Consider the following 18,201-nt stretch of genomic DNA (forward strand, 5'->3'; position numbering starts at 1 on the left):
CGGTCTCCATTGCACTAGTGCATAATCTGCTTTGTGCTAGGAGAATATCGGATCGAAGGGCGGCGCGCAGCAGAGATTGCGGCGAGCGTCGAGGGCGCGGTGGGTGCCGGGGAGCTGGAGCCCGGTCAATTGCTGCCACCCATGCGGGAGTTGGCGAACGAGCTGGGCGTGAATCCCAATACGGTCGCGGCGGCGTACCGCACCCTGCGCGAGCGCGGGGTCATCGAGACCGCCGGCCGCAGGGGCAGCCGGGTCCGGCCGAAGCCGGCGACCACGGCCCGCGAGGACATCCGGGTGGAGGTACCGGAGGGCGTGCGGAACGTGGCGAACGGCAACCCGGACCCCGCGCTGCTGCCTCCGCTGGCGCCCGCCTTCGCGACGGCCGCCGCACAGGGCGACCGGGAACCGGTCCTGTACGGAGAGGCCACCGTGGACCCCGAGCTGGCACGTCTGGCGCGCGGGGCGCTCGATGCGGACGGCGTCCCGGACGGCCCGCTCGCCGTCGCCTCCGGATCCCTCGACGTGATCGAGCGTGTGCTGGCCGCCCACCTCAAGCCGGGCGACACGGTCGCCGTGGAGGATCCCGGCTGGGGCAGCCTCCTCGACCTGGTCCCGGCACTGGGCCTGCGGATCGCCCCGGTGGGCGTGGACGACGAGGGACCGCGCCCCGAGGACGTCCGCCGGGCCCTGGAGTCGGGCGCCCGAGCCCTGATCGTCACCGACCGGGCCCAGAACCCGACCGGTGCCTCGGTGACCGCCACGCGTGCGCGTGCCCTCCGCGCGGTCCTCGTGGACCACCCCGACATCCTCCTCGTCGAGGACGACCACGGCCACGGCATCGTCGACCTCCCCCTGCGCCCCCTGGCCGGAGTCACCCGCCACTGGGCCTTCGTCCGCTCGGTGGCCAAGGCGTACGGCCCCGATCTGCGGCTGGCCGTCCTCACCGGCGACGAGGTCACCGTCGACCGCGTCCACGGCCGCCACCGCCTGGGCCCCGGCTGGGTCAGCCGCATCACGCAGCGGGCGGTGGTGCACCTGTGGGCGGACGGGGTCCTGGACACGGCTCACGTGGCGGCCGCCTACCGCGAGCGCCGCGACCGGCTGATCGACGCGCTGGCGGAACGCGGAGTCGAGGCCCACGGCCGCAGTGGCCTGAACGTATGGATCCCGGTCCCGGACGAGACGGGCGCGGTGTCCCGCCTCCTGCACGCGGGCTGGGCGGTGGCCCCGGGCGCCCGCTTCAGGATCGGCGCACCGCAGGGGATCCGGGTGACCGTGGCCACCCTGCGGGACGCCGAGGTCGCCCCGCTGGCGGACGCCGTCGCGCGGGCGCTGGGCCCGGCGCGCCCCGCGGGTACGTACAGGTGAGTTGCTCAAGGGGGCCGCGCGACCGGCCACGACGGGCCCGCCACCCGTCGGAATCCCAGTGGCCCCACCCCTCAGGTCAGGCGCGCCGCCGAACCTGCGTGAGCGCGGCCCCCGCCAGCACCACCACCGTCCCCACCGGCGTGGACCAGCTCAACGACTCCCCGAGCAGCGCGACGCCCGCCCCCGTGGCGATGACCGGAATGAAGTACGTGACCATCTGCGCGGTGGTCGGCCCCACTTCGGCGACCAGCCCGTACTGCAGGAGCACGGCCAGTCCCGTGCCGAGCGCCCCCAGGGCGGCGACGGCGAGCAGGGGCAGCAGGCCGACGTGGGTCGGAACACCGGTGAACAGCGGAGTGACGACCGCCAGTTGCAGTGTGGCCAGCAGCAACTGCGCCCCCGTCAGGGATATGTGGGAGTACCCCACCCCGGCCAGGGTCCGCCGCACGTAGATCCACCCGACCGGATAACTGAGCGAGGCCAGTAGGGCCATCGCCGTCCCCCTGCCGTCCAGTCCGCTGAAGCCCTGCCACGCGCCGAGAACCGTCAGCACTCCCAGAAACCCGAGCCCGAGTCCCGCGACACGCACGTGCGTGGGCCGGTCCTCGGACAGGGCCACGAGGGACAGCACCATCCCCCACAACGGCGAGGTCGCGTTGCAGATCCCCGCCAGCGTGGAGGGGATCGTCAGCTCCGCGTAGGCGAAGAGCGAGAACGGCAGCGCGTTCAGCAGGAACCCGGCGACCGCCAGGTGCCCCCACGTCCGCACCCCGCGAGGGAGCCGCTCCCGCTTCACCGCCATCGCCGCGGCGAGCACCAGCGTCCCGAACACCAGCCGCCCGAGCGTCACCTGGAAGGGCGCGTATCCCTCGGTGCCCACCTTGATGAGGAGAAAGCTGAACCCCCAGATCAGCGAGAGCACGCCGAAGCGCAGGCGCCAGTCGAGGGCGGGGCGGCGGGCGGCCCGGACAGGGGCTTCGGCGACGGTCGCGGTGGTCATGCCGACCACGATCCAGTAAGCGATCTCGTAGCACAAGCGAGTTTTTCCGCGAGATATCTCGTAGGATTGCTTACATGTTGAACCTGGAGCGCCTGCGCACCCTCGACGCCCTCGCCCGGCATGGTTCGGTCAGCGGCGCGGCCGAGGGCCTGCACATCACGACCTCGGCCGTCTCGCAGCAGATGTCCAAACTGGAGCGCGAGGTCGGCCAGCAGCTCCTCGCCAAGAACGGCAGGGGCGTGCGGCTCACCGACGCAGGCCGACTCCTCGCCGACCACGCGGCGCGCATCCTGTCCCAGGTCGAGGTCGCCCAGTCCGACCTGGAGGCCCAACGCGGCCAGGTGGTGGGGGAGTTGCGGCTCGCCGCGTTCCCGACGGCCGTGCGCGGACTGTTCCCGGCCGCGATCGCCGGGCTGCGCTCGGCGCATCCCGCGCTGCGGATCAGCTCGCGCGAGATGGAGCCGGAAGCCGCGGTCCTGGCCGTGATCCGCGGTGACTACGACCTCGCGGTCGTCCTGGACTGGTACAACAAGCCGTTGCCGATGCCGGACGGGCTGGTGAAGGCCTCGATCGTCGACGACACGGCCGACGTGGCGATGCCCGCGACCCACCGCCACGCGCACCGCGACGAGGTCGACCTGGAGGACTTCGCCGACGACGACTGGGTCACCTGGGGCGAGGGCGAGTTCTGCGACGAGTGGCTGATGCACACCCTGCGCTCCAAGGGGATCGAGCCGCGCGTCGCGCACCGCGCGGAGGAGCATCCGACCCAACTCGCCCTGGTCGGCGCCGGACTCGGCGTGTGCGTGGCGCCCCGGCTCGGACGCGGGCCCATCCCGCAGGGCGTGCGGACCGTGCCCGTACGGCAGTCGGTCAGGCGGCACATCTACGCCGTGTGGCGCGCGGACGCCGACCGCCGCCCGTCGATCCGGGCGGCGGTCGAGGCACTGAAGTCGGCGGCGGAGAAGGCCGTTTGAGTCCGGCCCGGACAGCGCGGCCGGACCAGCCCGTGTCAGGGTGTCCGGTGAGGCGCTGTCCCCCGCGGCCGGCGTCGTCCGCGGAACGGGCCTACGCGTAGCCCAGCTTGCGGAAGTCCCAGGAGACGATCTTCTCCGGGGTCAGTCGTATCCACGCGTGCCGTCCGTCGTGCGGCATCTCCTCCAGCCGGAAGTTCTTGCGGGCGAACAGCGTCTCGGGGACGTCGAGTTCGGCGCGGAGCTCGCCGGTGCGCGGGGCCTCGCCCACGAAGTCCACGGTCCCGGACAGCTCCACGCCGCGCAGTTCGTCGTACTCCTCGCCCGTGTCGACCACGATCGCGACCCGCGGATCGCGCCGCAGATCCGTCCAGCGCTTGCTGCGCACCACGGAGTACAGCCACATCGAGGTGCCGTCCCAGGCGAACCAGAGCGTGCTCACATGCGGAGCGCCGTCGGCGGAAACCGTGGCGACCCGGCAGGTGCGCTGGCTGGTGAGGAACTCGTCCAGTTCGCCCGGCGTCATCATGATCTTCCGGCCTCGGCGCTGAGTGACGGTCATGCATCCCCCTCTTTCTCTCACGTCGTGTCAGAGGAAAGATCCTCTGACATCACGTCAGAAAAGGATGGGCCGTCTTCCGCCCACACGCAATGGTCGCTACTGTCACCGGCTCCGGGCCGTCGGCGACGAGGGGGAACCGTGCCGTCGTACGAACAACTCAGCGAGCTGATCGATCCCGAGAGCACCGTCCTGCTCACCGTCGAGTGCCAGCAGGGCGTGGTCGGACCCGAGAGCGCCCTGCCCGAACTCGCCCGTGCGGCACGGAACTCGGGCGTACTCGCCAACGTCGCCCGGCTGGTCGCCGCCGCGCACGAGAGGGGGGTCCAGGTGATCCACGCGATCGCCGAACGCCGTCCGGACGGTCGCGGCGCGAACCGCAACGCCCGCCTCTTCCACGCCGCCGAACGCCTGCCAGTCCAGCAGCTGTCCGGGACCACCGCGGTGCGGGTGGCGCCCCCGATCGAGGTGAGCGAGTCGGACTTCGTCGTACGACGGCTGCACGGCCTGTCGCCGATCCAGGGCACCGAGGTCGACGCGCTGCTGCGCAATCTCGGCTGCCGCACCCTGGTCGTGACCGGGGTCTCCGCCAATGTGGCGGTGCCCAACGCCGTCTTCGACGCGGTGAACCGCGGCTACCACGCCCTGGTGGTGACGGACGCCATCGCAGGGGTGCCCTCCGACTACACCCCGGCGATGATCCGTCACACGCTCGCCCTCGTGGCCACCCTCGCGACCACGGACGAGGTGCTGACCTGTCTGCAACGGTCCCGCCGCGGCTGACATCTCATGCGAGGGAGATCGAGTCGCCGCTGACGGTGATCTTCTCCTCGGGCAGCGGCTGGGTCGCAGGACCCTTCTTCACGCTGCCGTCGGTCACCGAGAACTCGCTCTTGTGGCACGGGCAGGTGATGACCCCGTTGGTGATGCCTGTCACCGCACACCCCTGGTGGGTGCACTTTGACGAGAACGCCTTGAACTGGCCCGCCGTGGGCTGGGTGACCACCACCCCCGAGTCCTTGAAGATCTTGCCGCCGCCCTCGGGGATGTCCGAGGTCTTCGCGAGGACACTGCCGGCCGGGGCAGCGTCGGACGACGAGGAGGAGTCGTCCTCCGACCCGCACGCGTTCAGGGTGAGGGCGAGTCCTGCCGCGCCGACCGCCGCGACGACGACCCGGCGACTGGGAGCCGATGCGGGATGAATCGATTCGCTGGCCATGCTGACTTCCCCTTCCACGGATTCTCCGAACTGCCCTGAGGTACGGCCCCGGGGTGCCCGTTGTTCAGACACCCCTCAGTAACCTGGGGCGATGCTCGGATCGGGCATCCGGCCCGGGCGGCGCCGTACGCGGCTGGGCAGCCGCTGGGTGCGCGGTTACGGGGTCGTGTAGGGGTCCTGGCTGATCAGGTGGGCCTTCAGACCCTCGCCGATGCCAGGTTCCGGGGTTCCGGCCCAGTCCTTGATGAGTACGGCGCCGGTGCTGCAGCCCCACGGATTCCAGGTCCATGCGAGATAACCCATGTTGTGCGCGTCGGCCCAGTCCACCAGCCGCTGCATGTAGTCGAAGCCGCAGTTGTCCTGGCCGAACTCACCGATGACGACCGGCACCTGTTGTGCGAGCGGCGCGACCTGACTGTCCCAGCAGGATTCGGTCGCACAGGCGTTGAAGCTGTAGGAGTGCCATGACGCGGCGAGGTTGTTCAGTGGGTCGGTCGGCTTGTACGTCAGCCACTCCCGCATGTCGTTGGCCCACTCCAGGCCACCCAGCATCAGGACGTTCGTCGCGCCGGTGGCCCGGACGGCGTCGACCAGGTCCTGCATGCCGGCGGTTTCATAGGGAAGGCCGGTGCAGGTGCCGCCGTCTCGCCAGCACGTCCAACCGAGGGTCTTGTCCCAGTTGCTTGCGACCTCCGGGTACGGCTCGTTGAACAGATCGAAAACGACGGCGTCGTCGCCCTTGAACGCGTTGGCGACACCGGTCCAGAACTGGGGGGCGTACTGCGCGTCCGGCATCGGTTTCTGGCAGGTCGCAGTGGCGTCCTTGCAGTGCCAGTCCGGCCCGTTGGTGTAGGCACCCCGGGTCCAGTGCAGATCGAGGATCGGGGTGATGCCGTTGGCCACCAGCAGGTTGACGTAGTCCTTGACGCCCTGCTGGTAGGTGGCTCCACTGGGCGAGCCGTTGATACCGAGCCAGCATTCCTCGTTCAACGGCACGCGTACCGCGTGGATGTTCCAGGTCTTCATCGCGTCGACGGACGCCTGGTCGACCGGGCCGCTGTCCCACAGCCCCTTGCCCTGCACACAGGCGAATTCACCGCTGGAGCGGTCCACACCCAGCAGCCGATACTGCTTCTCGTCCGCGGTGACGATCTTGTTGCCGGAGACCTTCAGCTTCGGGGCCGGGCCGCCGGAACCGCCGGGCGGAGTGGGAGTGGGGGTGGGGGATGTCGCCGAGCCGGTGCAGGTCACGCCATTGAGCGCGAACGACGCCGGTTCCGGATTGGCGCCCTTCCACGCACCGGTGAACCCGATGGAGATGGACTTGCCGGTGTCCAGCGACTGGTTCCAATCCAGACTGGCGGCGGACACCTCGGTCCCGGACTGTGTCCACGTGGCACTCCAGCCGTTGGTGACCTTCTGGTCGGAGTTCGGGAAGCCGAACGTCGCGGTCCACCCTCGCACGGGGGAGCCGAGATTGGTGATGGCCAGGTTCGCGGTGAACCCTCCCGGCCATTCGCTCTGCACCTTGTACGCGATCGAGCAGCCGGTGGCGGCTGCCGATGCGGGCAGGGTGGCGAAGGCAAGGCCACCCAGGATCAGTGCACCGGCGGCGCCGGTGGCCATCAGGGCGTGACGACGTTTCACTTGATCTCCTCGTTGCCGTAAGGAATCGATGAGCTCGATGCCCAGCTGATCGACGACCTCGTGAGCCGGGCCCAGGCCGAGGGCCTGCGGCTGACCGGTCCACCAGGCGGGTACTGCGTGCCGTACGGATCAAGGAATCAACGACTGTCGCGCGTTCGAATCCTGTCCCCCCGACGGATCCCACGCGGGCGTCAGCAGCCGATCGGTGAGGAGCCCAGGGCAACGTCGTCGAACCAGAGAGTGTCGTCCCCGGTGCCGTAGCTCTCCCAGCCCAGGCGCAGGGCGGTGGGGCGGGGAGGGGTCCTACGGGCGAGCCACTGCCCGTCGACGTTCTGGGTCGCCACTCCGTCCACGTGCAGTCCGGCGACCTCCTGGTCGTCGACCCAGGTGCGCATGGACTGGGCGGTGGTGTCGATCTGGAACCGCAGGCACAGCCACCGGCCGGTCGGCAGCGGCGTGCTGAGCGCGACCCCCGCCGGGCTCTGTTCCGGCAGCGTCGCGTCGTCGCTCTCGCGGTTCCACTGCAGCGCGCCGTTCTGCCCGCCGACGCGCAGCGCCCTGCCGCCCTGTGCGGCGTCCGGCATGGATACGAAGGTGACGTGGTTGGTGGGCAGGGCGGTGGTGTGCCGGACCCGCATGCGTACGTACACCACGGGCCCGACGGAGGACAGATCGCGGGTGGAGGCTGCGAAGACGTGGTTGCAGTAGCCGGCGCCGCCGTCGACGCGCAGCGACCTGGTGCCGCTGTAGGCGACGGACGTGTCGACGCTGACCTTCCCCGTGCCCTGGCAGTCGGGTGCCGTGGTCTGCCAGGGGCCCGAGGGCACGGAACCGGTCTGGTCCTCGAAGTCGGAGCAGATCGTGGCCCCGGCGCATTCGGCCGGCGCCGTGGCTGTCGCGGTCGCTGTCGGTGAGGGGGTCGCCGGCGGGGTGGGACTCGCGGTTCCGCCGCACGGCGTGCCGTTGAGGGCAAAGGCGGTGGGAGCCGGGTCGGCGGTGCGCCAGGTGCCCTGGAGCCCGAAGTCCACGGACCCGTCGGCGGCGAGTACGGCATTGTGCGCGACGTTCACAGCGGTCACCGCGCTGCCCGACTGGGTGACCTGCGCGTTCCAGGCGGACGTGACCTGCTGGTCGCCGCCGTAGGTCCACTCCAGCCGCCAGCCGTTCAGGGCGGCGCCGAGATTCGTGACGCGGATCTGGGCGGTGAAGCCGCCGGACCACTCGTTGGTGGTGTACGTGACCGTGCAGCCCGTCGCCGCGCCCTGAGCGCGCGACGTCGCGATGGCAGGAAGGGCCACCGCCACCACGGTCAGCACCCATGCCCAGACCGGCAGGCGGTGGCGGCGCACGCGCAATGAAGTCATGACCATGATCAATCTCCGGGAGTCAGGACGCGGTGCAGGAGAGTGTGCCGAGGTCTCGGTCGTCGCCGCTGAGCGTCATCCCCCAGGTCGTCGACGCGCCCGGTGCCAGCGAGCCGTTGTAGGAGGCGTTGTGAACGGTGGTGGCGGGACGGGACGGATCCACCACCGCGTTCCAGCGGTTCGCCACGGTGACACCGCCCGGCAGGGTGTGGTGCACCGACCAGTCGGTGACCGGCCGGGACCCGGTGTTGGTGACCGTGACGTCGGCCTGGTACCCGCCCTGCCACGAGCCGGTCAGCTTCCACTGCGCCGTGCAGGCGGTGTCGCCGGAGGGGCTCGGCGCGGGAGTGGGAGGTGGTGTCCCTCCGGAGCCGTCGGTGGTGTAGGCGACGGCGGTGTAGTCCTGCGAGCAGCCTCCCGCGCAGCCTGACGGCAGCGAGAAGGAGTACGTACGGCCGCCGCCCAGCCAGGCGTCGGCTGCGTCGCGGATCCGTATGGTGAAGCCGCTCTGGCCGGAGGCCGTCGCGCCGATGACGTAGGACTGCCCCATGTCGCTGTTCATCGCGGCGTCGGTCCAGGTGCCGTTCGCCAGGTACTGGACGCCGTGGATGCCGCCCGGCAGATGGGAGACGGCGATGGCGGGCCAGTACCGCTGGGCTCCCCTGAGGAAGCCGATACGGATGTCGCCGCTGTAGTCAGGGGCCGGGACGAAGCTCCAGGAGACGTGACGGTTGTTCCAGTGGTCCGGGTACATCGTCCCCACTGGGGTGCCGCCGATCCGGAAGCGGTTGAGGGAGTCGGTTGCCAGGTCGAGGTGGTTGGGGTCGTCCCGGCACCAGGCGTTGGAATCGGCGCAGCTGTCCGCGACGAGCATGGTCATGGCGGCCCCGTTGTACTTGTCGGCCACCCAGGAGCCGTTGCGACAGAAGGGCAGGCCCGGGGCGCCGTCGTTGGTGCCGGTGCAGTAGTCCCCGATGGTGACCTTGACCCAGCGGCCGCAGTTGCGGCCGTTGTCGAAGACGCCCTTGACCGACGCGCTTGAGTCCGGCACCGGGCGGGGGTAGGTGCTCGAGTAGTCGCCGGGTGTGTTGAACACGTTGAGCGCCACGAAGTCCTGACTGTCCAGTTCGCGCTGCGGCAGACCGCAGCCGCCGTAGGGGCTGCCGAGCCCGGCGAAGTGGGTCGCGTTGCCCAGGACCTCAGGTGCGGCGGCATTCGCCGCGGGCGGCTGGGCCGCCGCGGCCATGACGGGTAACGCGGCGCAGCAGAGCGCTGCCAGCAAGGTGGCGGTGCGCCTTCGGGCCGGCGAGCGGAGGGTCGAAAGAAGCTGCATGGGGGGATCCGCCTTCTTCGTGACGGGGCGCCGTGACGTTCGTGTGGAGTCCTCTCGGAGGGAAGGGAGTGAGCGCTGGAACACCTCACCATGGGAGCGCTCCCACGACATCCGTATCCGGGGACTGTAGAAGAGGGTCATGCCCCTGACAAGGGGGTGGGTCAAGTCGGAGTTTTCGCCCTGTCCGAGCCGGGCGTGCCCGGCCCGGGCAGGGGTGGAGTCAGCCGAGGTTGCACGGCCAGGTCACTACCTTGGTGCCGGCGGCCTTCTGGTCCCGGGCGGGCGACCTAGTCGCAACCGGCTGCCGTCCTCGTGCCGCACTGGGCCTCCACCCACTTGAGTGCGCTGTCAGGAGCGGCCGGCGTGCAGCGCCTCGCGGTCCCACAGGTGGCGCGGCTGCGTGTGCAGGTGCCAGTAGTGCTCGGCGATGTCGTCGGGGTCGAAGTCGGTGCCAGGGGCGACCGGGCCATCCACGGTGACGCTCGCCGCGTGGACTCCGAAGGAGCCGTAATGCTGATCGAGCAGCGTGATCAGGGTTCGGACGCCCGCTTTACCCAGGGAGAGGCTCACATACTCCGGCTTGGGTTCGGGCATGCCGCCTGTGACAAGGAACGTTCCGCTCCCTCGTGCTGCCATTGCCGGCGCGAGGTGCGCTGCGGCATTCAGTGCGCCGACCACATTGACCGCCCATGCTTCCATATGGTCGCGCACCGACAACTCGCCCAGCTCGTCCGCGCGGACGAGCGCGGCGTTGTGCACGGCAACCTCCGGTACGCCGTGCTCGCCGACGGCCTGGTCCAGGGCCGCGTCCAACGCGGCCCGGTCGGCGCTGTCGGCCTGCAACGTAATGATCGGGACGTCATAGGGAGCAAGGCCGTCCGCGACGACACGCAGCGTCTGTGCGCCCCTGGCGACCAGCGTGATCGGCATCCCCTCTCGGGCGAACCGACGGGCGACTGCCTGCCCGATCCCCGGTCCCGCACCAATGATCACTGCACCAGGCATGCTTCGGCCCCTCCATTTTGTGATCAGCAATACTGGAGACGGTAAGACCTTCACATCAGTGTGAAGGTCAAGGGGAAGGCCTCGGATGCGAATTGGCGACCTCGCCCGCGAAACGGGGGTGAGCAGGCGGCTGTTGCGCTACTACGAGGCATGGCGACGTCTGCCTCTGCGTACTCGCGGTAGCCGTTGTCCGACCGTGCTGGCCGGAGCAGACCCTGCTCCGCTCTCCACCGCGATGCCTGTACCTGGAGGCCCGCGTTGGCCGAGGTCGGCATCATCCCGCCGCGTTCCACGGGAGCGAAACCGTGGCAGTGGGCGTCGCCGGAGGACGACTTCCACGTGCTGCGGCACACCTGTGCCTCGCTCATGTACTCGTCGCCGTCGATCACCCCTGGTTACGATGCACACTTCATGCCGGAGGCCGGAGTCGGTCGTGGATTTCAAGGTTGATGGGATAGGTGGCCCGAGGAAATGCTGAAAGAGGTCACCGTGACCCGCTACATCACGCCCCTGCGTGAGGGCGGCTCGCTGCCGGGGCTCGTCGAGGCCGACGACCGCGGGACGTACGTCATCAAGTTCACCGGCGCCGGGCAGGGCCGCAAGACGCTGGTCGCCGAGGTGGTGGCCGGGGAACTCGCCCGCCGGCTCGGCTTCCGGGTGCCGCGGCTGCTGACCCTCGACCTCGACCCGGACCTGGGCCTCGGCGAGCCCGACGAGCGGGTGCAGGGGCTTCTCAGGTCCAGCGGCGGCACGAACCTCGGCATGGGTTTCCTCTCCGGAGCGCTCGGCTTCGACCCGCTCGCCTTCCCGGTGAGCCCCGAGGAGGCCGGCCGGATCGTCTGGTTCGATGCCCTGGTCAACAACGTCGACCGTTCCTGGCGCAACCCCAACCTGCTGTGGTGGCAGCGCGAGGTGTGGCTCATCGACCACGGCGCGACCATGATCTGGCAGCACAACTGGCCCGGCGCCGAGAAGTCCGCCGATCGTCCCTACGACGCCTCGGACCACGTCCTGAAGCCCTTCGCGCCGGATCTCGCCACTGCCGCCGCCGAACTCGCCCCCCGCGTCACCGAGGACCTGCTCGCCGAGGTCACCGCCGAGATTCCGGACGCCTGGCTGGCGGACGAGCCCGGCTTCGACACCCCGGACGAGCTCAGAAGGGCGTACGCCCGGCCCCTGCTCCTGCGGGCCGCCGCAGTCCGCGAACGGATCACCGGCATCGAGGGGGACAAGTGAGCGAGCGCCACATCCACATGGCCGGCAGTGTGGTGGAACGCCACGTGATCAAGGGCGGGCGGGCCAGTGATCGGGACGTCTTCGAGTACGCCCTGCTGAGGGTCGTTCCCCGAGTCGAGCGCGGCGAGTCCATCAACGCCGGCGTACTTGTCTACTGCCGGGCAAAGGCATACGTCGGTGTGCGCACCCACCTCGACGAGGACCGGTTGCGCGTGCTCGACCCCGCCGTGGACGTGGCCGGTGTCCGGGCCGCCCTCAGCGGCATCGAAGCGGTCTGTGCGGGCGGCGAGACGGCCGGGCAGGCCGGGCGCGACGACGCCGGGCGCCGCTTCCGGTGGCTCGTCGCACCCCGCTCCACGGTCGTGCAGCCGGGCCCCGTGCACACCGGACTCACCCTGGATCCGGCCGCTGAATCGGAGCGTCTGCTCGGCCTGCTGGTGAGGTAATGGATCACACCGGTCCCGTGGGACGTTGACACCGAGTGCCAGGGCTTCTAGCGTCACGTCTGCCGAAGGTACTAAGCGGTCGCTCACCGACCCGGGCCGAACGTTCTCAAGGGCGAGGAGAATCAGCAATGTCCACCACTGAGCAGCGGGTAGCCGTCGTCACCGGTGCCGCGCGCGGCATCGGCGCCGCCACCGCCGTACGACTGGCGGCCGAGGGCCGCGCGGTCGCCGTGATCGATCTCGACGAGGCCGCCTGCAAGGACACCGTGGAGAAGATCACCGCGGCCGGTGGCCGGGCGATCGCGGTCGGCGCGGACGTCTCCGACGAGACTCAGGTGCAGGCCGCCATCGCGCGCGTGGTCGAGGAGCTCGGCGCGCCGACGATCCTCGTGAACAACGCGGGCGTGCTCCGCGACAACCTGCTGTTCAAGATGAGCGTCTCCGACTGGGACACCGTCCTGAACGTGCACCTCAAGGGCTCGTTCCTGGTGACCAAGGCCATCCAGAAGCACATGGTGGACGCGGGCTTCGGCCGGATCGTCAACCTGTCGTCGTCCTCGGCGCTCGGCAACCGCGGCCAGGCCAACTACTCCGCCGCCAAGGCCGGTCTGCAGGGCTTCACCAAGACCCTCGCCATCGAGCTCGGCAAGTTCGGCATCACCGCCAACGCCGTCGCGCCCGGCTTCATCGCCACCGACATGACCGCCGCGACCGCCGAGCGCGTCGGCATGGGCTTCGAGGAGTTCAAGGCCGCGGCCGCCACCCAGATCCCGGTCGCGCGCGTCGGCGAGCCCGACGACATCGCCAACGCCATCGCCTTCTTCACGGGCGAGGCGGCCGGATTCGTCTCCGGCCAGGTGCTGTACGTCGCCGGCGGACCGCTCGACTAGGGAAACGGGACCATGACTTCGCAACTCCCCGAGCTTTCGGGCAAGGTCGCGCTCATCACGGGCGCCAGCCGCGGTATCGGTTACGGCGTCGCCGAGGCGCTCGTCGCGCGCGGTGACCGGGTGGTCATCACCGGCCGCACCGAGGACGCCCTCAAGGAGGCCGTCGAGCAGCTCGGCGCCGAGCGGGCCCTCTACGTCGCCGGCAAGGCGCACGACGAGGAGCACCAGAGGGTCGCCGTCGAGCGCGCCATGGACGCCTTCGGCCGCGTCGACTACCTGGTCAACAACGCCGGTACCAACCCGGTGTTCGGGCCCATCGCCGACCTCGACCTGAACGTGGCCCGCAAGGTCTTCGAGACCAACGTGATCTCCGCGCTCGGCTTCGCGCAGAAGACCTGGCACGCCTGGCAGAAGGACAACGGCGGCGCGATCGTCAACATCGCCTCCGTCGCGGGCCTCGCGCCCTCGCCCTTCATCGCCGCCTACGGCGTCAGCAAGGCCGCGCTGATCAACCTCACCCAGCAGCTCGCGCACGAGTTCGCCCCGGGAGTGCGGGTCAACGCGATCGCCCCGGCGGTCGTGAAGACCAAGTTCGCGCAGGCCCTGTACGAGGGCCGGGAGGCTGAGGCCGCCGCGTCCTACCCGCTGGCCCGGCTCGGGGTGCCCTCCGACATCGGGGGCGCCGCGGCCTTCCTCACCTCCTCGCAGTCCGACTGGGTGACCGGCCAGACGCTTGTCGTGGACGGCGGCATCTTCCTCAACGCCGGCGTGGGCTGACCCTCGTCGCCTCGGCACGGGCGTCCGTTGACAGTGACGGCGCCCGTGTCGACGCACAAAAGCCTCACAAGTGCACTACAGGGTCATCACCGATGAGATGATCAAGCAGCCTGTGACCGAACCGGTTGAGTGTGCGCACCGCTGCGGTATGTTTTGCCGACTCTCGGCACGGCATTCGAGGAGCAAGCGCGTGTTCAAGCGGAACCGATACCTGCCGCCTCTCGCGGCGCTCGTGTCCATATCCACGGTGGCCGGATGCGGTGTGTTCTCCTCGGACTCCTCCGACAGCGGGAAGGCGATCGTCGTGGGGACCACCAGCGCCCCCGCCACGCTGGACCCGGCGGCCTCCTGGGACAACTCCTGGGAGCTGTTCCGCAACGTCTACCAGACGCTCCTGAACTACTCCCCGGGCGGGTCCGACCCCGAGCCCGACGCCGCCGAGCGCTGTGAGTTCACGGACGCGTCGAGCACCGTGTACAGCTGCACGCTGCGCGAGGGCCTGAAGTTCTCCGACGGGCACACCCTGGACGCCAACGCCGTCAAATACTCGATCGACCGCATCAAGAAGATCAACGTCAACGGCGGCCCCGCGGGCCTGCTGGGAACGCTGTCCCGGGTGCAGGTGAAGGGCGACCGCGAGGTGATCTTCCACCTCAGCCAGCCCGATGCCACCTTCCCCCTGGTGCTCACCACACCGGCCATGTCGATCGTGGACCCCGAGGAGTACTCCGCGACCTCGATCCGCAAGGACGGGAAGATCAGCGGTTCGGGGCCCTACAGCCTCGACTCCTACCAGGAGGGTGAGAAGGCCGAGCTGGTCCGCAACGACAACTACAAGGGCATCGCGGACCGCAAGAACAAGGCCGTCACCATCCGCTATTTCAAGCAGTCGGACGAGATGGTCAAGGCCCTCAAGGACAAAAAGATCTCGGTCGTCTACCGCGGACTCGGCGCCTCCGACACCGTGGACATCGAGGTCAACCAGCAGAAGGAGGGGCTCCAGCTGGTCGAGAACCCCACCACCGAGATCAGCTACCTGGTGTTCAACCCCCGCGACCCGTGGTCCGCGAAGCCCGCTGTCCGCAAGGCCGTCGCCCAGATCGTCGACCGCCCGGCGCTCGTGCACTACGTCTACAAGGACACCGTCGAGCCGCTGTACTCCATGGTCCCGGCCGGACTCACCGGCCACACCACCAGCTTCTTCGACGACTTCGGCGACCCCAGCGTGGCCAAGGCCAAGAAGCTCCTCAGGGAGGCGGGGATCACCGAGCGCGTCCCGCTGACCCTCTGGTACACCAGCGACCGCTACGGCTCGACGACCAAGCCCGCCTTCCAGGAGCTGAAGAAGCAGCTGGAGGCCTCCGGCCTGTTCACGATCACCCTCAAGAGCCGCCCGTGGAAGACCTACGTCGAGGGCTACCAGAAGGGTGAGTACCCGGTGTTCGGGCGCGGCTGGTTCCCCGACTTCCACGACGCCGACAACTTCATCTCGCCCTTCGTGGGCAAGCAGAACGCGCTCGGCACCCCGTACGACGCCCCCGAGATCACCGGCAAACTGCTGCCGGAGTCGCGCGCGGAGAGCGACCGCGGGGCCGTGGGGCCGCAGATCGAGGAAGCGCAGCAGGTCTTCGTGAAAGACGCCCGGCTGGTCCCGCTGTGGCAGGGCAAGCAGTACGTGGCCGCGAACGAGGAGATCGGCGGTCTCGAGAAGGTCATCGACCCGGCGACCATGATGACGATGTGGGAGCTGTACTGGAAGACCAGCTGGTAGGTCCCCTCACGGCAGCGATTGTCAGTGGGCGCCTGTAGGTTCTGAAGCCTGCAAGTGACCGCACATCGTGAGGAATTGACGTGACCGACACCGCCATGCTGCCCGAGTCCTGGCGCGGGGTTCTGGGCGACGAGCTGCAGCAGCCCTACTTCAAGGAGCTGACGGAGTTCGTCGAGGACGAGCGGGCGAGGGGTCCCGTCTACCCGCCGCGCGAGGAGGTCTTCGCCGCCCTCGACGCGACGCCCTACGACCGGGTGAAGGTCCTGATCCTCGGCCAGGACCCGTACCACGGCGAGGGCCAGGGCCACGGCCTGTGCTTCTCGGTCCGTCCCGGTGTCAAGACCCCGCCCTCCCTCCGCAACATCTACAAGGAGATGAAGGAGGAGCTGGGCCTGGAGATCCCGGACAACGGCTACCTGATGCCCTGGGCCCAGCAGGGCGTCCTGCTGCTCAACGCGGTGCTCACGGTCCGCTCCGGCGAGGCCAACTCGCACAAGGGCAAGGGCTGGGAGAAGTTCACCGACGCGGTGATCCGCGCGGTGGCCGAGCGGCCCGACCCGGCGGTCTTCGTCCTGTGGGGCAACTACGCCCAGAAGAAGCTCCCTCTGATCGACGAGAGTCGCCACGTGGTGGTCAAGGGCGCGCACCCCTCCCCGCTGTCGGCGAAGAAGTTCTTCGGCTCCCGCCCGTTCACCCAGATCAACGAGGCGGTCGCCCAGCAGGGTCACGAGCCGATCGACTGGACGATCCCGAACCTCGGCTGACCCCGCACACCGGGCCGGTCCGCACCGACCGGTCCCGGTCCCGCCTGACCGGGATTGTCGGTGCGGACGGCTAGCGTCGGGAAGGACAGCGACGACAGCCGACCAGGGCCTGGAGGACGAGTGACGGAGCGACAGGAGCAGACGGCGCCGGATGCCGTGATGACACGGATCGGGCAGGTCGTCATGCTGTGCCACGCGGGGGACCGCGAGGAGGCCCGGCACCGCTTCCTGGAGCTGTGGGCGGAGATCGGCGAGGACGGCGACCCGCTGCACCGCTGCACCCTGGCCCACTTCATGGCCGACGCCCAGGACGACCCCTGCGACGAACTCGCCTGGGACCTCAGGGCGTTGACGGCCGCCGAGGAACTCACCGACGACCGGCCGGCCCGGCACGAGAGCGCGATCGCCGTACGCGCCCTGTATCCCTCGCTGCACCTCAACCTGGCCGCCGACTATGTGCGGCTCGCCCGCGCGGACGCCGCCCGCACCCATCTGCGCCGGGCCCGCAGGGCGGCGGAGGCCCTGGGGGAGGACAACTACAGCGACGGGGTGCGGGCGGCGATCAGCAGACTGGAGCTGCGGCTCGGTGACGGAGGATCCACCGGCGACGGAAGGTGGGGGCCGCCGCGGCAGCGGCCCTGAGCCCTGGGGGCCTCAACGCCCGTAGGTCTGGTCACAGATGACCGACTCGGGGCTGCCCTCCTGCCAGCGGCCGTACTTCCTGCCCAGCGCACAGACGTCCTTCGGGCCCCGGGGAACCGACTTGGGGACCGACTTGGCCACGTCCGGGATCTCGACGCGCGGCTTGCGGTGGTGCGGGACGTCCGGGTGCCACGGCTCCGGACGGGCCGGGCGCGCGGGGCCCTCCGGGTGCGCCGGATGCGCGTGCGCCGGGGGTCGGTGCTGCGGCTGCGCGGGGGCCCCGGCGGTCCCCGGAGCCCGGTCGCGGGGCGCGGTTCCCCCCGGCTTCGAGGACGGGGACGGGTCGATCATGGACAGCGCCTCCTGGGCCGGGGCCTGCACGATCTGCGGCTCCGCCTGACCTTCCGGACGGGCGTCCCCCGCTCCCGGCAGCTGCGACGGTGCTGTCGTCGGCGGCCCGGACACGGGTGGACGCTGGACCGTCACACAGCCGGTGAGAGCCGAGACAGCCACGGTGACCAGGAGCGTTGCGGTAGTCGTGGTTCGATGCACCCGCGTCACTCTGCTGGGTCGGGCGACCTAGGCGACAGTGGACAAGCGGAGGTTGCCCCGCACGGGTGATCTCCGTCCCCGTACGGCGTGCTGAGACCGCCCGGTGCTGACGTCAGTCGCCGGCGGCGCCGTCGATGCGCTCACGGAGCAGATCGGCGTGGCCGTTGTGGCGGGCGTACTCCTCGATCATGTGGGTGTAGAGCCAGCGCAGGTTGTACCGCTCACCGGTGCGGCGGTGCTTGCCCACGGTGATGTCGTCCAGGCCGAAACGGGCCGTGTTCTCCCGGGCCTTGGCGATCTCGGCCTGCCAGGTGCCGTACGCCTCCTGCCAGGTGTCGGCCTCGGTGGTACGGAAGTCGCCGTCCAGATCGTCCTCGCTGTAGAAGATCGGCCCGGCGTCCTCGTCGGCCAGGACCCGGCGGAACCAGCTGCGCTCCACCTCCGCCATGTGCCGCACCAGCCCCATCAGGGAGAGCATGGACGGCTCCACCGAGGCGGTCCTGAGCTGGGCGTCGGTCAGACCCTCGCACTTCCAGGCCAGCGTCTGCCGGTGGTAGTCCAGCCAGCCCTCCAGCATGGTGCGTTCGTCGGCAGTGGTCGAGGGTTCGGTGCGCTGAGTCGTCATACTCGCATCCTTACCCAGCTCACCCCCGA

Annotated in this window: 20 protein-coding genes; 11 read left to right on the forward strand and 9 right to left on the reverse strand. The window is 69.9% G+C overall.

Features of this window, described 5'->3' with window-relative positions; all coding sequences use genetic code 11:
- Nucleotides 1–33: 33 nt before the first annotated feature.
- The gene (locus D1369_RS34720) at nucleotides 34–1,368 is read left to right on the forward strand and encodes an aminotransferase class I/II-fold pyridoxal phosphate-dependent enzyme (RefSeq protein ID WP_007380544.1); all 1,335 of its coding nucleotides are present in this window, start codon (nucleotides 34–36) and stop codon (nucleotides 1,366–1,368) included.
- Nucleotides 1,369–1,444: 76 nt separating this feature from the next.
- Here D1369_RS34720 and D1369_RS34725 read toward each other — a convergent pair whose 3' ends face one another.
- Nucleotides 1,445–2,368, reverse strand: a complete 924-nt coding sequence (locus tag D1369_RS34725; RefSeq protein WP_237557603.1) for a DMT family transporter — start codon at nucleotides 2,366–2,368, stop codon at nucleotides 1,445–1,447.
- A 74-nt stretch (nucleotides 2,369–2,442) separates the two neighbouring features.
- Here D1369_RS34725 and D1369_RS34730 point away from each other — a divergent pair, with 74 nt between their 5' ends.
- Nucleotides 2,443–3,345: a LysR family transcriptional regulator gene (locus D1369_RS34730; RefSeq protein ID WP_007380542.1), complete on the forward strand. Its 903-nt coding sequence runs from the start codon at nucleotides 2,443–2,445 to the stop codon at nucleotides 3,343–3,345.
- A gap of 91 nt (nucleotides 3,346–3,436) precedes the next feature.
- On the opposite strand, the gene D1369_RS34735 is transcribed toward D1369_RS34730, so the two are convergent.
- On the reverse strand, nucleotides 3,437–3,904 hold the full coding sequence (locus D1369_RS34735) for a pyridoxamine 5'-phosphate oxidase family protein (RefSeq protein ID WP_007380541.1): 468 nt from the start codon (nucleotides 3,902–3,904) through the stop codon (nucleotides 3,437–3,439).
- Nucleotides 3,905–4,042: 138 nt separating this feature from the next.
- Here D1369_RS34735 and D1369_RS34740 point away from each other — a divergent pair, with 138 nt between their 5' ends.
- On the forward strand, nucleotides 4,043–4,684 hold the full coding sequence (locus D1369_RS34740) for a cysteine hydrolase (protein ID WP_007380540.1): 642 nt from the start codon (nucleotides 4,043–4,045) through the stop codon (nucleotides 4,682–4,684).
- 4 nt (nucleotides 4,685–4,688) lie between these two features.
- On the opposite strand, the gene D1369_RS34745 is transcribed toward D1369_RS34740, so the two are convergent.
- From D1369_RS34745 to D1369_RS34765, 5 genes are all read right to left on the reverse strand, one after another.
- Nucleotides 4,689–5,120: a Rieske (2Fe-2S) protein gene (locus D1369_RS34745; protein WP_037899227.1), complete on the reverse strand. Its 432-nt coding sequence runs from the start codon at nucleotides 5,118–5,120 to the stop codon at nucleotides 4,689–4,691.
- A gap of 156 nt (nucleotides 5,121–5,276) precedes the next feature.
- The gene (locus D1369_RS34750; RefSeq protein ID WP_007380538.1) at nucleotides 5,277–6,767 is read right to left on the reverse strand and encodes a cellulase family glycosylhydrolase; all 1,491 of its coding nucleotides are present in this window, start codon (nucleotides 6,765–6,767) and stop codon (nucleotides 5,277–5,279) included.
- Between the two features lie 191 nt (nucleotides 6,768–6,958).
- Complete coding sequence (locus tag D1369_RS34755; RefSeq protein WP_202476935.1) at nucleotides 6,959–8,131, reverse strand: cellulose binding domain-containing protein; 1,173 nt, start codon at nucleotides 8,129–8,131, stop codon at nucleotides 6,959–6,961.
- A gap of 22 nt (nucleotides 8,132–8,153) precedes the next feature.
- Nucleotides 8,154–9,464, reverse strand: a complete 1,311-nt coding sequence (locus D1369_RS34760) for a cellulose binding domain-containing protein (RefSeq protein ID WP_007380536.1) — start codon at nucleotides 9,462–9,464, stop codon at nucleotides 8,154–8,156.
- 348 nt (nucleotides 9,465–9,812) lie between these two features.
- The gene (locus D1369_RS34765; protein ID WP_007380535.1) at nucleotides 9,813–10,469 is read right to left on the reverse strand and encodes an SDR family NAD(P)-dependent oxidoreductase; all 657 of its coding nucleotides are present in this window, start codon (nucleotides 10,467–10,469) and stop codon (nucleotides 9,813–9,815) included.
- 85 nt (nucleotides 10,470–10,554) lie between these two features.
- Here D1369_RS34765 and D1369_RS44800 point away from each other — a divergent pair, with 85 nt between their 5' ends.
- The 8 genes from D1369_RS44800 to D1369_RS34815 all read left to right on the forward strand — a co-directional run bounded on the left by D1369_RS44800 (nucleotide 10,555) and on the right by D1369_RS34815 (nucleotide 16,995).
- Nucleotides 10,555–10,947, forward strand: a complete 393-nt coding sequence (locus D1369_RS44800; RefSeq protein ID WP_346426745.1) for a MerR family transcriptional regulator — start codon at nucleotides 10,555–10,557, stop codon at nucleotides 10,945–10,947.
- A complete protein-coding gene (locus D1369_RS34785) occupies nucleotides 10,941–11,705 on the forward strand; it encodes a HipA family kinase (protein WP_007380534.1) in 765 nt (254 codons plus the stop codon). The genes D1369_RS44800 and D1369_RS34785 overlap by 7 nt, the downstream gene beginning before the upstream one ends.
- Nucleotides 11,702–12,151 carry a DUF3037 domain-containing protein gene (locus tag D1369_RS34790; RefSeq protein WP_037899222.1) on the forward strand — a complete coding sequence of 150 codons (450 nt, stop codon included), beginning with the start codon at nucleotides 11,702–11,704 and terminating at the stop codon, nucleotides 12,149–12,151. The genes D1369_RS34785 and D1369_RS34790 overlap by 4 nt, the downstream gene beginning before the upstream one ends.
- A 128-nt stretch (nucleotides 12,152–12,279) precedes the next feature.
- A complete protein-coding gene (fabG, locus tag D1369_RS34795) occupies nucleotides 12,280–13,041 on the forward strand; it encodes a 3-oxoacyl-ACP reductase FabG (RefSeq protein ID WP_007380532.1) in 762 nt (253 codons plus the stop codon).
- 12 nt (nucleotides 13,042–13,053) lie between these two features.
- A complete protein-coding gene (locus D1369_RS34800) occupies nucleotides 13,054–13,818 on the forward strand; it encodes an SDR family oxidoreductase (RefSeq protein ID WP_007380531.1) in 765 nt (254 codons plus the stop codon).
- A gap of 190 nt (nucleotides 13,819–14,008) precedes the next feature.
- Nucleotides 14,009–15,589 carry an ABC transporter substrate-binding protein gene (locus D1369_RS34805; RefSeq protein ID WP_007380530.1) on the forward strand — a complete coding sequence of 527 codons (1,581 nt, stop codon included), beginning with the start codon at nucleotides 14,009–14,011 and terminating at the stop codon, nucleotides 15,587–15,589.
- Nucleotides 15,590–15,669: 80 nt separating this feature from the next.
- Nucleotides 15,670–16,353, forward strand: coding sequence for a uracil-DNA glycosylase (locus tag D1369_RS34810; RefSeq protein WP_007380529.1), 684 nt, complete (start codon nucleotides 15,670–15,672; stop codon nucleotides 16,351–16,353).
- Nucleotides 16,354–16,473: 120 nt separating this feature from the next.
- Complete coding sequence (locus D1369_RS34815; protein WP_037899221.1) at nucleotides 16,474–16,995, forward strand: hypothetical protein; 522 nt, start codon at nucleotides 16,474–16,476, stop codon at nucleotides 16,993–16,995.
- A 12-nt stretch (nucleotides 16,996–17,007) separates the two neighbouring features.
- Here D1369_RS34815 and D1369_RS34820 read toward each other — a convergent pair whose 3' ends face one another.
- Both D1369_RS34820 and D1369_RS34825 read right to left on the reverse strand, forming a co-directional pair.
- Nucleotides 17,008–17,460: a hypothetical protein gene (locus D1369_RS34820; protein ID WP_106433477.1), complete on the reverse strand. Its 453-nt coding sequence runs from the start codon at nucleotides 17,458–17,460 to the stop codon at nucleotides 17,008–17,010.
- A gap of 199 nt (nucleotides 17,461–17,659) precedes the next feature.
- On the reverse strand, nucleotides 17,660–18,172 hold the full coding sequence (locus D1369_RS34825) for a DinB family protein (protein WP_007380526.1): 513 nt from the start codon (nucleotides 18,170–18,172) through the stop codon (nucleotides 17,660–17,662).
- Between the last annotated feature and the right edge of the window lie 29 nt (nucleotides 18,173–18,201).

The organism is Streptomyces sp. CC0208 (assembly GCF_003443735.1).
Lineage (GTDB): Bacteria > Actinomycetota > Actinomycetes > Streptomycetales > Streptomycetaceae > Streptomyces > Streptomyces sviceus.